This window comes from Pseudomonas fluorescens, assembly GCF_902497895.1.
GTDB lineage: Bacteria > Pseudomonadota > Gammaproteobacteria > Pseudomonadales > Pseudomonadaceae > Aquipseudomonas > Aquipseudomonas fluorescens_BP.
Map to the genome: position 1 here is coordinate 18,109 of NZ_CABVHQ010000017.1, position 14,459 is coordinate 32,567.

Consider the following 14,459-nt stretch of genomic DNA (forward strand, 5'->3'; position numbering starts at 1 on the left):
CAAGAGACTGCCAACTCGCTGTACAGTTCGAAAAAGTGCCGGGCCCCTGATCACCGCCCTGCGCTTCAACGGTGTTCAGGCTGTGAAACGGTGTTACATGCCACAGTATCAGACCTCCTCCTGGAGCTTGAGCAACGGCTCCTGAAAACGCAGCAACCGTCCCGCGTTGCCCAACACCAACAAGGTGCTGAGGTTGTGCAGCACTGCCGCAATCATTGCCCCCGCAGCCCCCAACCAACCGAATGCGGCAAACGCGACAATCGCCAGGGTCCAACCTAGACCGATGATCACGTTGACTTGCAGCGTCTGCCGACACTGGCGACTCAAGCGCACGCAGGTGCCCAAGCGTCGCAGGTCGCTGCCGATCAGGACAATATCGGCCGAGGCCAACGCGATGTCCGCACCGCCCGCGCCCATGGCCACACCGACGACCCCGGCCTTGAGGGCCAACGAGTCGTTGATCCCATCTCCGACCACCATCGGCCGAAAACCGCTGTGGATTTCTTCCAGGACCCGGTTGAGCTTGTCCTCGGGCAAGGCCTGGGCTTCGACATCGCTGATCCCCACTTCACGAGCCAGGCTATGGGCCACGCTTTGTCTATCACCGGTGAGCAGCAATTGCCGCCCCAGGCCCAGTGCACGCAGCTCGCTCAGGGCGTGGCGTGCCTCGGGTTTGATGCTGTCCGCCAGCAACAGCCAGCCAAGAAATTGCCCGTCCAGCGCCAGCCCGGCGATAGGTCCGTCATGCTCAGGCACGGCAGACGTGGCAATCGCCAGTTGGGCAAACAGCTCCGGGCGGCCGAGTGCTGCCTCGCCCTGCTCGGTCTGCGCAACCACGCCCAAACCCTGGCGCTCACGAATATCCCACAGCAGCAGAAAATGCTCCTGCGTCACCAACCCGGCCAACGCCCGGCTAACTGGATGGCTGCTGGCAGAGCCAAGGCTGGCTGCCAGCCTCAGCAATGGGCTGCGATCCTCGAACGGGCTGTCGATCGACTGCAAACGCAGGGTGCCAAAGGTCAGGGTTCCCGTCTTGTCGACCACCAGCGAAGTCAGGTCCGCCAGCTCTTCGAGAAACGCCGAGCTGCGAATCAGAATCCCGTGGCGCGCCGCTACGGCGATCCCGGCAATTGCCGTGGCCGGCGCCGACAACACCAGGGCGCAAGGACAGGCCGCCACCAACACCGCCAACATCGCCTGGGCATCGTTGCTGATAAACCAGGTGACCGCCGCCAGCAGCAAGACCAGCACCATGTAGCTGCCGGCATAACGTTCAAGCAAACGAGTGATCGGCGGCTTCGAACGTTCGGCGCTTTGCATCAGGGCGATGACTTTGCCCAACGTCGATTCAGTACCGGTGCGGGTGACTTCAATCCGCAGCAAGCCATCGAGATTGATCGCCCCGCCGAACACTTGCATACCGACACTCGCCTCCAGCGGCACCGACTCCCCGGTGATGGGCGCCGTATCGAGGCTGGCTTGCCCGGAAAGCACCACACCATCGGCCGGCACCCGATCACCGGCGCGCACTTCCACCTGGTCTCCGGTCTTGAGCGTGGCGTTGTCCACTTCGATAATCGTGCCGTCGGCCTGCACTTGCCGCGCATGGCTGCGAGTCAATTTGCCCAGGGCATGAATGGCTTCCTGGGAACCGATTACGCTGCGCTCTTCCAGCACGTGACCGAAGATCATGATGATCGGCAGCAAGGCCGCGGTCAGCAGATCACCCGTGGCCCAAGCGCCCATCATCGCCAGTGCGATCAACTGATCGGTGATGCCGTGCAGACTCGGGTAACGCAGGCTGTACCAGGCCGAACGCATCACCGGCACGGCCACCAGCAGCGAGGCAAAACCCAGCAGCAACTGGCTGACGCCGTTTTGCTGCGGCGCCCACCAGCGCCATACCAGACCCAGGCCCAGCAAGCCGAAGGCGAGCATGGCCAGGGTCAATTGACGTGCGGCACTGCGTTGCTCGACAGAAGTCAGCATGCTCACCGCAGGCTGCGCGGCAGCGGATTGGACAGTCATTGTTCAGCTCCCTGGATGATCAGGCGCGTATCGTCTTTAGGATCGACCATAGTCACCGACCCGGCTTGGCCAAGGATTTTCGGCAGACGCTCGCGGTAGATTCGCAGGAGTATTTCCGGGTCGGTGCCCTTCTGCTGCGCTTGGCTCAGGCTCAGCACCGTCGCGGTGTCCGCCGAGGCTTTCGCCAGACGCTCACTAGCCTGTGCGTGGGCAACTTGCAAGGCACGGTCGGCTTGCTGGGTGGCAGTCTGGGTGAGTTTTTCTGCGTCGGTTCGCGCATTTGCCACGGCTTTGTCAGCCTGTTGACTGGCGGTCAGCACGGCGTTGAAGGCGTTCACTGCGGGGCCGGGCAAACTCGATTGCACGTCGACCCGCGCCACCTCGATTCCCAAACCCTGTCCAGTTGCGGTCAACTCGGCCAGGCGCTGGTTAATCCCACGCACCAGGTCGCCACGCAGTCGCTCGCGACGCTCGGCGGCCTGGCTGTCCGCACCGATCAACTCGGGGCGCGCCACCAGAATAGTGTCCAGATCTCGCGCGGCGGCCAGCGCCACTGCACTGCGGGTTACCAGCCGATCCAGTGCCGGTAACACATGTTCGCCTTGCAGTACGAACGCATAGGGCTCGGTAACTTTATAGAAGACGCGCACATCCAGTTGCACCACACCGGCATCACCCGTCAGCAAGTAACCGGAACCGGCCAGGGCATCACTTAGTGGCGTGGCGAAACTCGCCACTCGATCGCCCTGCAGTGCGGCGTCGGAGCGCAGCAGGTCTTCTACCCGGCGCTCGATCACCCGATCGGCTGCCGGTAACAACACCACCTGCTCAAACGGGCGCGGCCAGGCCAACAACAATCCGGCGTTCTGAATTCGGTCCAAGGCGCCGAACTGCAATACCACCGCCCGATTCTGCGGATCGATTTGCCTTACGTTGGAGAACGCCCAAGCCAGCGCCGCCAATACCGTCACCGCGTACAGCGCGAGGAAGGTCAAACGGCCAGCCTGAATCCACGGGCTGTCGACTGCATTTGTTCCACGTGGAACCTTATTCATGGTTGCGACTCGGCCTTGGTGCCGAGACTCGGCGGCCCATCAACCAACACCCGGAATGGCGCCGCATCGGTGCGCAAAATCAGTTTGGTACCCGGAGTGACCACAGTGCCCAAGGTGTCCAATGAGCGAAGCAAGTTATACAACTGCGGCGAACCTGCGTAAGCGCGGCCGTAAATCTGTGCGGCTTCGACTCGCGATTGCGCTTCGATATCGGCTGCTTTCACCGTGGCATCGGCTTGCATGATTCGCGCATCACGCTCGGCGGCCGAACGAATCTGTGCCGCTTCCCGTTTGCCGATCGCCGTGCGCTCAGTGGCGATGGTTTCGCGCTCGGCACGCATGCGGTCGACGGTGGCGGTCAAGGTCACGGATGGCAGGGTCAGCCGTTCGATACCCACTTGCAGTACCCGCACGCCGTAGGTGGTCAGTAGTTGCTGATCGATCTGCTTGCGCAACTGCGCTTCGAAGTCGGCAATACGGACCTGGTTGGCGTCGGTATTTACCAGATTCGCCAAGTCGAAACTGCTGGCCGTGGTTTCCAATGCTGAGCCGACAAAGGTTCGAATCTGGCGCGCCGCTTCGTCCGGCTGATTCTGCACCGCGCGCATAAAGCGCTGCACATTGTCCGGGTCGCCCTGGACCTGCCACGCCACGTAGGCCTGCACAATGATTCGCAAACCATCGCGAGTACCGACGTCCTGCAAGCCGCTGGAGGTGGTGCGCAACCGTAGATCCACCGGGATCGCCGCCTCGAAGGGTGCTGGCCAGCGCCAGCCGAGACCAGGTTCCAATAGCACCCGCGACGGGTTACCAAAGCGGGTGATCACCGTCGCCTCGCCGGAACGCACTTGCACCAGGCTCGCCGCGGCGATGGCAAACAACACCAGCACCGCCGCCCAGGCCATGCGCCGCCAGGGAAAAGGCCCGACCTCCTGCGGTTCGCCATGGTGATGATGGTGGTGGCCGTGACGGTGCCCATGCTCGTGGCCGCTATGGTCAGGATGCTCATGCTGATCGTGGGAATGTGGCTGGCTCATTGGGCGGTTCCTGACTGAACGGATTTACCCGGCGCCGCAGGGTCAGCCGGTAGCGTGAAAGTGCGTAGATCGATGGTCGGCGCACCGTTGGCGCCGAGTCGATGATCAAGAACCAGCAGCCTGGCGTTAGCCAGGCCGAAGGTCAGCTGACTGAAATATTGCTCCAGCACAAAAGCCTGGCCGGCGACGGCATAAGCCTTTTGCTCGGCGGCAAAACGCCGTTCGGCAGCCTGGGCGGTGGCGCTGATTTCATGGGCGATGGCCACCGCTTGATCGCGGGCAATACTGGCCTGCAACTGCGCCTGATTGGTCTGTTCGCTGGCCGCTCCGCGCTCACGGGATATCAATACTTGAGCGCCAATCTGCGCTGCCTGCACACCGTGGTAAGCGTTGGCGGCACCCGCCGGCGGATGGATCGCTTCAACTACAGTGGCGAGAATTTCCACACCACTGTTGAGCTTCTGCAAGTCAGCCTGCACGGCGTGGCCGATCTCCTCGGCAAGCCCCTGACGATCCTCCCCCAGCAAACCGTCGAGGGTCCGCGAAGCGAAATCGTGAACCAGAATCCGGCTGGCGGTGGCGCGAATCAGGCTCGGCACATCGGCGCTGTTGTAGGTTGCCGCCAACGCCGCCTGATCGGTCAGGCCGATGCGGTAGACAAAACGCACGTCCATGTTGACGATCTGAAAGCTTTGTTTGTCGGCGCGGCTGCTGGCGATAACCTGAGATTTGTCATTGACATGGCTGGCATCCCACAGCCGATTGGCGATCAACGGCGCGGGGCCTTCCGCCGGCTCGGGCGGTACTGCGACAGACGTTTCCCCACTGGTGGCCAACTCATGCACCACGCCATTCTCGACGCTCAGTACGCGGCCCAACGGCCAGGGCAATCCGGCGTGCAGTCCTGGCCCGAAGACTTCCACCGGTTTTCCGAATCGTTCGTAAATGCCTCGCCCTTGCAGCGGAACTTCGTGAATCCCGGTCAGCAGCCAGCCGACCACCAGCACCACCAACAACACCGGCAAAAAGGCCCGGCGCATGTAGCTGAAGGCCCAGATCTGCCTGAGGTCGATGCCAAAGCGGTTGTGCAGTTCGTGCTGCAACGCGAGCAAAGGTTGCGGTGGCCAGCGCAGCATATCGGCGACAAAACTCTGCGCCAGCAGCCGTGGTTCAAGCTGTTCACGGCGCGGGCTGAACAATGACAACAAGGCGCGCAGCAGAAATTCGGCCGCCACCAAACCTGGCAACAGGCCGATCAACACCGCCAGACGCACCGGCCAGACCGACGCCTCAGCGCTGAAAAACAGGCAAAACGCGCTCAACACCATGCAAATGATCGCTACCCGGACCAGTTGCCCAAGCTGCGCGGCTTCGGGCCACTCGGCTGGGTTTTCCTGGGCCAGCTGACGTTCGAACACCAGCAAGCCGAAGGCCAGCAACAACAAAAGTGCCGCACCCACACTGGCCGACAGTCCCAACGCCGCGCCGGGCAACGCCAGGTTCCAGACCTGCTCGATGCTCAGCAGTGTCAGCAGCGCCCAACCGGCCAACCAGAGGGTCGGCGCGCCAATCTGTGCCAGCAGCCTGAACCATCGATGACTGATGCGCTCCAGCAATCGCTCGTACCAGCCAAGGGTTTCACCGGGAGTGCTGGCGGCGGTTGCAACCGTCGCCGGCTGGCGAGTCCCCAGCGCTTGCTGTCGCCAACGACTCACCCACCAGGCCGATTGCAGGCCTGCAAGCACTACCAGTAATGCCGCGGCCAGGTTGGCCAGCAACGCAGGCCAGACCGACTGGGGTGCAAACACGCCGACAAAAAAACTCAGCACCAGCCCAACCGCCGCCATTCCTGCCAGGCCTATGCCGACCCGCTTCAACCGTCGCGCGTGAAATGCCGCCTGTTGAAACCGCGGCAGCCCTTCTACGTCCGTCCCATCCGCCTCCAGATCGATTTGCATATCACCCCAGCGCTTGCCATTGCCAAATCCTGGCCTGGGGATAAGTCCCCGGCCGTTGCAAACTTTTCATTTTGTTACGATATAACGATAGTAGTGAAATTTTCGTGTGCCGCACACTCCCGGGTAACGGTGTTATGCACTCGACTGGCCGGCATCAGGGCAAGCTCTCTCACCACCAGCTACGCTCAGGACCAAACATTGCGGCACAGATCATCAACACCCTCGACAAGGAACTGTCCACTCCATGCCTTCCATCTACCAGCTCAAGCCGGCCTTTCAGAATCTGTTGCGGCCACTGGTTCAACGCCTGTTCGATAACGGCACCACCGCCAATCAAATCACCTTGCTGGCGGCGCTGATCTCCGTGCTGGTGGGGGTCGCGGTGGCCAGTTTCGCCGAGCATTTCTGGGTCTTCGCACTGATTCCAGTGTGGATGATTCTGCGCATGGCGCTGAACGCCGTCGACGGCATGCTGGCGCGCGAATTCGGCCAGCAATCGCCCCTGGGCGCCTACCTCAATGAGCTATGCGACATCGTCGCCGATAGCGCGCTGATCCTGCCGTTTGCGATGATCCCTGGAGTGGATGTGCTGAGTGTATTACTGGTGACCTTACTGGCGCTGATCAGTGAATACGCGGGCGTGCTCGGGCCAATGATCGGCGCCTCGCGACGCTATGATGGCCCGATGGGTAAAAGCGATCGGGCGTTGGCACTCGGTGTGTTGGCGACCGGGATCGCCCTGGGCTGGCTCACGGCAGGCTGGATCAATGGCCTGCTGTTGGTGGTCGCGGTATTGCTGCTGTACACCCTGATCAACCGGGTCCGTCAGGGCTTGAAAGAAGCCGGCAACAACGCTCCATCAGCATAAGGAAATCAGCATGCGCGAAGCCCAGGATCAGACCTTCAACACCCATGATGGGGTACAACTGTTCTACCGACACTGGCCTGCCAGAACCCTGCCTGCCGGTGAACCACGCAAGGCGGTAATGCTGTTTCATCGCGGCCATGAGCACTCCGGACGGATCGCCCATCTGGTGGATGAACTGGACCTGCCGGAGTTCGATTTCTTCGCTTGGGACGCTCGCGGTCATGGCCAATCCCCCGGAGCCCGTGGTGACAGCCCGAGTTTTGCCACCAGCGTGCGCGACGTGCAGACCTTCTGCGAGCAGCTGAGCGCGAGCTACCAGATTGACCAGGAGAATATGGCGGTGATTGCCCAGAGCGTCGGCGCGGTGATCGCGGCCACCTGGGTCCATGACTACGCGCCGCGTATCCGTACGCTGGTTCTCGCCTCACCGGCGTTCAAGGTGAAACTCTACGTGCCCTTCGCCAGAACGGGCCTGGGTCTGATGCGCAAGTTGCGCGGCAATTTCTTCGTCAACAGTTACGTCAAGGCGCGCCTGCTCAGTCATGACCAGCAACGGGTGGCCTCCTACGACAGTGACCCGCTGATCACCAAAGCGATTTCGGTGAACGTATTGCTCGGTCTGTATGAAGCGGCGGACCGCGTGGTCGCCGATGCCCAAGCGATCCAGGTACCCACCCAACTGCTGATCTCCGGCTCGGACTTCGTGGTGCATCGCCAACCCCAGGAGCAATTCTTCGAACGCCTCGGCACTCTGCAAAAGGAAAAACATATTCTTCCGGGGTTCTTCCACGACACCCTCGGCGAGCGTGACCGAGCCATAGCGCTGAGCAGCGCCAAACGTTTTATCCTGCAGAACTTCCAGTGTCCGGCACACCGCCCTTCCCTGCTCGACGCCGACCGTCTTGGCCCGACCTGCGCCGAATCCGAAGCGCTGGCGGCCTCCTTACCGCGCAACTCGCTGCGTGATCTTTACTGGCGCATGACTCGCGCCAGCATGCGCCTGGGCAGTCGGCTGTCGACCGGGGTCAAACTCGGCTTCGACAGCGGTTTCGACTCCGGCAGCACCCTGGATTATGTTTACCGCAACCAGCCGACCGGGAATACCGCCGCGGGCCGGATGATCGATCAGAACTATCTGAACTCCATCGGCTGGCGCGGCATTCGCCAACGCAAAGTGCATCTGGAGGAATTGCTGCGCCTGGCGATGGAACAACTCCGTGAGCGGCACCGCGAAGTACGCATCGTCGACATCGCCGCCGGCCACGGACGTTACATTCTCGAAGCCTTGCAGGGCGTCAGTCCGCTGCCCGAATCGATCCTGCTGCGCGACTACAGCGACCTCAACGTACGTGAAGGCAGCGCGCTGATTGCCGAGAAAGGCTTGAGCGAGATAGCCCGCTTCGTCAAAGCCGATGCCTTCGACCAGGCCGACCTCGCGGCGCTGCAACCAAAACCGCGCCTGGCGGTGGTCTCTGGCCTTTACGAATTGTTCGCCGACAACCAACTGGTCAGCGGCTCGCTGGCCGGGCTGGCCGCCGCCGTCGAGCCCGGCGGTTATCTGGTGTACACCGGTCAGCCGTGGCACCCGCAACTGGAGCTTATCGCTCGCGCCCTGACCAGCCACCGCCAGGGTCAGGCCTGGATCATGCGCCGCCGCAGTCAGGCGGAAATGGATCAGTTGGTCGAAGCGGCGGGGTTTCGCAAGATCACCCAGCGAATGGATGAATGGGGCATCTTCAGCGTGTCGCTGGCTCAGCGGGTGCAATGATGACCAGCGCCGTAACGCCCCTGCGCGAGCCAGGCTTGCTGAAGTCGGCAGTGCTCTGGTTGCTGTTGCTGGCACCCTTGTTTTTCAGCACTTACGGATTTGCCACCTGGGTTTCCGCTCAGCGAGATGACGTGGGTAGCCTGGTATTTGGCTGGGAATCGCACATTCCATTCCTGGCCTGGACCATCGTGCCCTACTGGTCGATCGATCTGCTGTACGGACTGTCGCTGCTGTTACCGACCAGCCGCGACGAACTCAGGCGCCATGCCTTGCGCCTGCTCACGGCCCAGGCGATCGCTGTCAGCTGCTTCCTGCTCTGGCCGTTGCGCTTCACTTTCCAGCGCCCGGAAATGGAAGGAGTGTTCGGTTGGCTGTTCGACGTGCTGGCGGGCTTCGACAAACCCTTCAATCAAGCGCCTTCCCTGCACATTGCCCTGTTGGTGGTGCTCTGGGTTTGCTACCAACGTTATACATATACACAGGGCGTCTGGCGTTGGTTGATGCATGGCTGGTTCGGGCTGATCGGGATTTCTGTCCTGAGTACTTATCAACACCACTTTATCGACTTACCCACAGGCGTTCTGGTCGGTTGGTTGTGTGTCTGGTTGTGGCCGCTGGATCCACCCAGTCCGCTGCAGACTGCACGCTTGGCAGTTGATCGCAAGCGCTGGAAACTAGCGCTGGGTTATATGATTGGTGCCGTAGTTCTGGGTATTCCAGCCTTTGCGTTTGGCGGGTGGTGGCTGTGGTTGCTCTGGCCGGCCGTGGCCTCGTTGATGGTGGCGTTGAACTACGCGCTGTTCGATGCCGCCGGCTTTCAGAAGGGCGTCGATGGCCGGTTGAGCCCGGCCGTTCGTTGGTTGCTGGCGCCCTATCTGGGGGCAGCCTGGATCAATTCGAGGCTGTGGACAAATAAATACCCACAGGTGGATAACGTTTGTTTAGAACGGATCCCAGGTTCGTTGAAACTGAAAGACAGCCCGCTGCAAAAATACCCACAGGCTGACCGGGTTGTGGATAACGTTTGGTTAGGGCGGATCCCGGGTTCGTCGGAACTGAAAAACAGCCCGTTCCGCGCGGTGCTCGATCTCTGCGCTGAATTGTCACTAAACGCACCAGGCCTGGACTATCACTCGCTGCCCGTGCTCGACCTGGTCGCCCCAACCGCCGGGCAATGCCTGGAAGCCGCGCAGGCCATCGAGCGACTGCGTCAGCACGGGCCGCTGCTGGTGTGCTGCGCGCTGGGTTATTCACGCAGTGCCACGGCCGTCGCCGCGTGGTTGCTGTACAGCGGTCGCGCCGCCAGCGTCGAGGCTGCGGTGAGGCAGATTCGACAGAGTCGGCCAGGGATCGTACTGCACCTGGCCCATCGCCAGGCCCTGGAACAAATGAGGGTCGCCCATGGCCACTGACCTTTCCCTGGAAGTCGTCGCCAGCCTGTTGCGCCGGGGTCGTGCGCTGGATCAGCTATCCACAGGCATAACCCTGCTGGGCTTGTTGTTCGGCCTGGTGCAACTGTTACTGGTCACCCATAGCCCGGTCTGCCTGATCCTCAGTGCGTGGATGGTGCTGCTCGGGCTAGTGCAGAAGTACTGGGCGCTGCGAGTAGCTTTCGATGCCGAGCTGTTTCAGCGGATGGCCAGCGAAACCGAGCAACTGATGCAAAGCACCCAAGCCATGGACCAGGCATTGCAGAGCTTGAACCTGCAAAAAAACGATCCCCCTGCCAGGAACTGGGCCGAGCGCAGCCGCGGCGCGCTGAAACTGCTGCGTCGGCAAGCGCAGCTGCTGGTCGTGCAAGTGTTGGCGCCACTCGCGGTCATCCTCGCCAGCCCTTGGCTGCCCTTCACTGGATAAGGAATCCTCATGTTCGAACCCGTGGTCGCCACGCTCATCACCTCCGCCGCCCGCACAGTCACCGGCGCTCGCAGCCTGTGGCTTGGTTGCGCGCCGCAGGAGGTGCAGCGCATCTACTTCGCCAACCACAGCAGCCACGGCGATTTCGTGCTGCTCTGGGCGTCGTTGCCGCCGGCATTGCGCAAGGTCACGCGGCCGGTGGCCGGCGCGGATTACTGGCAAAAAAGCCCGTTGCGCCGTTACCTCATTAATCGGGTGTTCAATGGCGTACTGATCGACCGCGAACGCAAGGACCTTGTGGATAACCCCTTGCAGCCGATGCTTGAAGCTCTGGAGCACGGCGACTCACTGATCATTTTCCCGGAGGGCACGCGCAATCTTGAAGAGGGTCTGCTGCCCTTCAAAAGCGGGATTTATCACCTGGCGAAAAGTTACCCACAGGTCGAGCTGATCCCGGTGTGGATCGCCAATCTCAACCGCGTAATGCCCAAAGGTCGAATCCTGCCTCTACCTTTGTTATGCACAACCAGCTTCGGGGTACCGCTCGTGCTCGAGGAGAGCGAGAGCAAAGTGCACTTCCTTGAACGCAGCCGCGACGCACTGCTGGCCCTGGCCCCGGAGCACTCCTGAGATGGATAGGCAAACCCTGATGTTGTTCGGCGCAATCGGCGCGATTCTGCTGCTGGCCTCGCTGATCGGTTTCATCCTCAAGCAGCGGACCCGCGGCACGCCAAACCCGGTGATCGATAACCTTAACGCACGGATCAACGCCTGGTGGGTCATGGTGGTGGTCATCGGTATCGCCTTCTGGCTCGGTACCAGCGCTGTGATCCTGCTTTTCTACGCGGTGTCCTTCTATGCCCTGCGGGAATTCCTGACCCTGACACCCACCCGCCGCAGCGATTATCCGGCGTTGGTGGCGGCGTTCTATCTGGCACTGCCACTGCAGTACTTGCTGATCTACGTCGACTGGTACGGGCTGTTTTCGATCTTTATTCCGGTCTACGTATTCCTGCTATTACCCATCCTTGCCTCGCTGGGAGGGGACACGACGCACTTCCTCGAACGCGCCTCGAAAGTCCAATGGGGCCTGATGATCGCGGCGTTCTGCGTGTCGTTCGTGCCGGCGTTGCTGACCCTCGATATCCCCGGCTACGAAGGCCGAAACCTGCTGCTGATTGCCTATCTGGTGATGGTGGTGCAGCTGTCGGACGTGTTGCAGTACGTCTGCGGCAAGCTGTTGGGCAAACACAAGATCGCGCCGAATCTCTCGCCATCGAAAACCGTCGAAGGTTTTGTCGGCGGCATTGTCCTGGCCTCGCTGATCGGTGCTGCGCTGTGGTGGATCACTCCGTTCAACCCCTGGCAGTCGTTTCTCATCGCGCTGTTGATCAACCTGCTGGGATTTGCCGGCGGTATTGTCATGTCGGCAATCAAGCGCGACCGCGGCGTGAAGGATTGGGGGCATATGATCGAAGGCCATGGCGGCATGCTCGATCGGCTGGACTCGGTGTGTTTTGCCGCGCCGATTTTCTTCCATCTGGTGCGCTACTGGTGGACCTGAGGGTGCGTAGTGCTCCAGCTTTTTCTCGGACCGCGACCCCTTGACCGCTCTCACTTGAACGACTCATATTACGATCATAATGTTTTACCCGATCTACCGTTAGACGTTTCCTTCCCCTTGCAGGAGAGCAGCCATGAGTACCTACGACGTCGTGATTCTGGGCGGTGGCCCTGGCGGTTATAACGCCGCCATCCGCGCGGGCCAGCTGGGTTTGAAAGCGGCATGCGTCGAAGGCCGGGCGACTCTGGGCGGGACCTGCCTGAATGTCGGCTGCATGCCCTCCAAAGCGCTGCTGCACGCCTCGGAACTCTATGACGCGGCGATGGGCGCCGAATTCGCCAACCTTGGCATCGAGGTCAAACCGACCCTCAACCTCGCGCAGATGATGAAACAGAAAGACCAAAGCGTCGCCGGGCTGACCAAGGGCATCGAATTTCTGTTTCGCAAAAACAATGTCGACTGGATCATCGGCTGGGGCCATATCGACGGCCCGGGGAAAGTCACGGTAACCGACAGCCAGGGCGGCAAATCCGAACTGCACGGCAAAAACATCATCATCGCCACCGGTTCCGAACCTACCCCATTGCCGGGCGTGGAAATCGACAATCAGCGCATTCTCGATTCCACCGGCGCGCTGTCGCTCCGTGAAGTGCCCAGGCATCTGGTGGTCATCGGCGCGGGGGTGATTGGTCTTGAACTGGGCTCTGTGTGGCGGCGCCTGGGCAGCCAGGTGACGGTGGTTGAATACCTTGATCGCATCTGCCCGGGGGTGGATGGCGAGGCCGGAAAAACCTTGCAACGCTCATTAAGCAAACAGGGCATTAGTTTCAAATTGAGTTCCAAAGTCACCAGCGCCACCCCCTTGGCCACCGGCGTGCAACTGAGTGTCGAACCGGCGGCGGGTGGCGCTGCCGAGCTGCTGGAAGCGGACTATGTGCTGGTCGCCATTGGACGCCGACCTTACACCCAAGGCCTGGGCCTGGAAAACGTCGGCCTGGCGACGGACCCGCGCGGCATGCTGCCCAACAAAGGCCACCGCACCGAAGCCGAGGGGGTTTGGGTGATCGGCGATGTCACTTCGGGGCCGATGCTTGCCCACAAGGCCGAAGACGAAGCCATGGCCTGCATCGAGCAGATCGTCGGCAAGGCGGGTGAGGTCAATTACGATTTGATCCCCAACGTGATCTACACCAAACCGGAGCTGGCCAGTGTCGGCAAGACCGAAGAACAACTCAAGGCTGAAGGCCGGGCCTATAAGGTCGGCAAATTCCCCTTCACCGCCAACAGCCGGGCAAAAATCAATCACGAGACCGAAGGCTTCGCCAAAGTGCTGGCGGACGAGCGTACCGACGAGATTCTGGGCGTCCATCTCGTGGGCCCGAGCGTCAGTGAAATGATTGGCGAATATTGCGTGGCCATGGAGTTTTGCGCCTCGGCCGAGGACATCGCCCTGACCTGCCACCCGCACCCCACTCGTTCCGAAGCGCTGCGCCAGGCGGCAATGAATGTGCAGGGGATGGCGACGCAGATGTAGCGGCGCTCTGGGTCAGGAGCTGTGTGGGTAGTGACACCGCTATCGCGAGCAAGCTCGCTCCCACATTTGGATCTTCGGTGTGCACATGCCGATCTAGTGTGGGGCTCGCGATCGAGTGCGCAGCACTCGCAATTTTAGCTGGCGCCCGCCTACGGTATAAGCAGGTCAAAAGATCAAAAGATCGCATTCTTCAATCCGGCAAATGCCCCAGCGGTAATGGCCCGGGGGTTTTTACGGTGTGGATCGCGAAGTTGCTGCGGATATCGCTGACTCCCGGCAACTTGAGCAGTCGGCCGGTGAGGAAGCGTTCATATGCCCTTAAGTCCGGCACGACCACTTGCAGCAAAAAGTCCGATTCGCCCGACACCAGAAACGCTGAAATCACCTCGGGCAACGCGGTCACGGCCTGGCGAAAGGCTTCGGCTTCGGCGTCGTTGTGCCGTTCGACCTTGACCCCGACAAACACCGTCAACCCCAGGCCGACTTCGTCGCGGTCGAGGTTGGCCTGATAGCCGCGAATCACTCCGGCCTCTTCCAGCAGACGAACCCGACGCAAACAGGGCGAGGCTGACAGACCGATCTCGTCGGCCAGTTGCACGTTGCTCAGTCGACCGTCCCGTTGCAGGGCGGCGAGGATTCGGCGGTCATAGGCATCCAGTTTCATGCTTGGTAGTTCCAGACTGTTTTTATTCACGGATTGGCAGATTATGCCAAGTCTAGCTACTTTAGTGGCTGACTACGCAAGCACCTGCCCTGCCCTTCGGGCATAGACTTTGATCACCGAATCGAT

12 protein-coding genes are annotated in these 14,459 nt (G+C 61.1%); 7 read left to right on the forward strand and 5 right to left on the reverse strand.

All coding sequences use genetic code 11. The annotated features are described in order from the left end of the window. Positions 1-108: 108 nt before the first annotated feature. From F8N21_RS11005 to hflK (F8N21_RS11020), 4 genes are read right to left on the reverse strand one after another with little or no spacing between them, the layout of a single operon-like run. Positions 109-2,028 (reverse strand): cation-translocating P-type ATPase, encoded by a 1,920-nt coding sequence (locus tag F8N21_RS11005; protein WP_150642156.1) that lies wholly within the window; start codon positions 2,026-2,028, stop codon positions 109-111. After that, positions 2,025-3,083 (reverse strand): protease modulator HflK, encoded by a 1,059-nt coding sequence (gene hflK / locus F8N21_RS11010; protein WP_150642157.1) that lies wholly within the window; start codon positions 3,081-3,083, stop codon positions 2,025-2,027. Before hflK (F8N21_RS11010) ends, F8N21_RS11005 begins: the two co-directional genes overlap by 4 nt. Then, positions 3,080-4,120 carry a protease modulator HflC gene (gene hflC / locus F8N21_RS11015; RefSeq protein WP_150642158.1) on the reverse strand — a complete coding sequence of 347 codons (1,041 nt, stop codon included), beginning with the start codon at positions 4,118-4,120 and terminating at the stop codon, positions 3,080-3,082. Before hflC ends, hflK (F8N21_RS11010) begins: the two co-directional genes overlap by 4 nt. Continuing rightward, positions 4,117-6,078: a protease modulator HflK gene (hflK, locus tag F8N21_RS11020; protein ID WP_150642159.1), complete on the reverse strand. Its 1,962-nt coding sequence runs from the start codon at positions 6,076-6,078 to the stop codon at positions 4,117-4,119. Before hflK (F8N21_RS11020) ends, hflC begins: the two co-directional genes overlap by 4 nt. A gap of 244 nt (positions 6,079-6,322) precedes the next feature. Between hflK (F8N21_RS11020) and F8N21_RS11025 the strand changes: the two genes are divergently transcribed. From F8N21_RS11025 to lpdA, 7 genes are all read left to right on the forward strand, one after another. Further along, positions 6,323-6,946: a CDP-alcohol phosphatidyltransferase family protein gene (locus tag F8N21_RS11025; protein ID WP_150642160.1), complete on the forward strand. Its 624-nt coding sequence runs from the start codon at positions 6,323-6,325 to the stop codon at positions 6,944-6,946. 10 nt (positions 6,947-6,956) lie between these two features. Continuing rightward, entirely contained in the window at positions 6,957-8,714 is a 1,758-nt protein-coding gene (locus F8N21_RS11030; protein ID WP_150642161.1) for a bifunctional alpha/beta hydrolase/class I SAM-dependent methyltransferase, read from the forward strand. Continuing rightward, a complete protein-coding gene (locus F8N21_RS11035) occupies positions 8,714-10,126 on the forward strand; it encodes a phosphatase PAP2/dual specificity phosphatase family protein (RefSeq protein ID WP_150642162.1) in 1,413 nt (470 codons plus the stop codon). Before F8N21_RS11030 ends, F8N21_RS11035 begins: the two co-directional genes overlap by 1 nt. Continuing rightward, the gene (locus F8N21_RS11040; protein WP_150642163.1) at positions 10,116-10,571 is read left to right on the forward strand and encodes a hypothetical protein; all 456 of its coding nucleotides are present in this window, start codon (positions 10,116-10,118) and stop codon (positions 10,569-10,571) included. The genes F8N21_RS11035 and F8N21_RS11040 overlap by 11 nt, the downstream gene beginning before the upstream one ends. A 9-nt stretch (positions 10,572-10,580) precedes the next feature. Continuing rightward, positions 10,581-11,201: a lysophospholipid acyltransferase family protein gene (locus F8N21_RS11045; RefSeq protein WP_150642164.1), complete on the forward strand. Its 621-nt coding sequence runs from the start codon at positions 10,581-10,583 to the stop codon at positions 11,199-11,201. A gap of 1 nt (position 11,202) precedes the next feature. After that, complete coding sequence (locus tag F8N21_RS11050; protein WP_150642165.1) at positions 11,203-12,135, forward strand: phosphatidate cytidylyltransferase; 933 nt, start codon at positions 11,203-11,205, stop codon at positions 12,133-12,135. A 133-nt stretch (positions 12,136-12,268) separates the two neighbouring features. After that, a complete protein-coding gene (gene lpdA, locus F8N21_RS11055) occupies positions 12,269-13,669 on the forward strand; it encodes a dihydrolipoyl dehydrogenase (protein ID WP_150642166.1) in 1,401 nt (466 codons plus the stop codon). 190 nt (positions 13,670-13,859) lie between these two features. On the opposite strand, the gene F8N21_RS11060 is transcribed toward lpdA, so the two are convergent. Next, positions 13,860-14,333 (reverse strand): Lrp/AsnC family transcriptional regulator, encoded by a 474-nt coding sequence (locus F8N21_RS11060; RefSeq protein WP_150642167.1) that lies wholly within the window; start codon positions 14,331-14,333, stop codon positions 13,860-13,862. Positions 14,334-14,459 lie beyond the last annotated feature (126 nt).

Bases quoted from the DNA above. Each gene is read 5' to 3' on its own strand.
- F8N21_RS11005 (WP_150642156.1), bottom strand. From the start codon at position 2,028: ATGACTGTCCAATCCGCTGCCGCGCAGCCTGCGGTGAGCATGCTGACT.
- hflK (WP_150642157.1), bottom strand. From the start codon at position 3,083: ATGAATAAGGTTCCACGTGGAACAAATGCAGTCGACAGCCCGTGGATT.
- hflC (WP_150642158.1), bottom strand. From the start codon at position 4,120: ATGAGCCAGCCACATTCCCACGATCAGCATGAGCATCCTGACCATAGC.
- hflK (WP_150642159.1), bottom strand. From the start codon at position 6,078: ATGCAAATCGATCTGGAGGCGGATGGGACGGACGTAGAAGGGCTGCCG.
- F8N21_RS11025 (WP_150642160.1), top strand. From the start codon at position 6,323: ATGCCTTCCATCTACCAGCTCAAGCCGGCCTTTCAGAATCTGTTGCGG.
- F8N21_RS11030 (WP_150642161.1), top strand. From the start codon at position 6,957: ATGCGCGAAGCCCAGGATCAGACCTTCAACACCCATGATGGGGTACAA.
- F8N21_RS11035 (WP_150642162.1), top strand. From the start codon at position 8,714: ATGACCAGCGCCGTAACGCCCCTGCGCGAGCCAGGCTTGCTGAAGTCG.
- F8N21_RS11040 (WP_150642163.1), top strand. From the start codon at position 10,116: ATGGCCACTGACCTTTCCCTGGAAGTCGTCGCCAGCCTGTTGCGCCGG.
- F8N21_RS11045 (WP_150642164.1), top strand. From the start codon at position 10,581: ATGTTCGAACCCGTGGTCGCCACGCTCATCACCTCCGCCGCCCGCACA.
- F8N21_RS11050 (WP_150642165.1), top strand. From the start codon at position 11,203: ATGGATAGGCAAACCCTGATGTTGTTCGGCGCAATCGGCGCGATTCTG.
- lpdA (WP_150642166.1), top strand. From the start codon at position 12,269: ATGAGTACCTACGACGTCGTGATTCTGGGCGGTGGCCCTGGCGGTTAT.
- F8N21_RS11060 (WP_150642167.1), bottom strand. From the start codon at position 14,333: ATGAAACTGGATGCCTATGACCGCCGAATCCTCGCCGCCCTGCAACGG.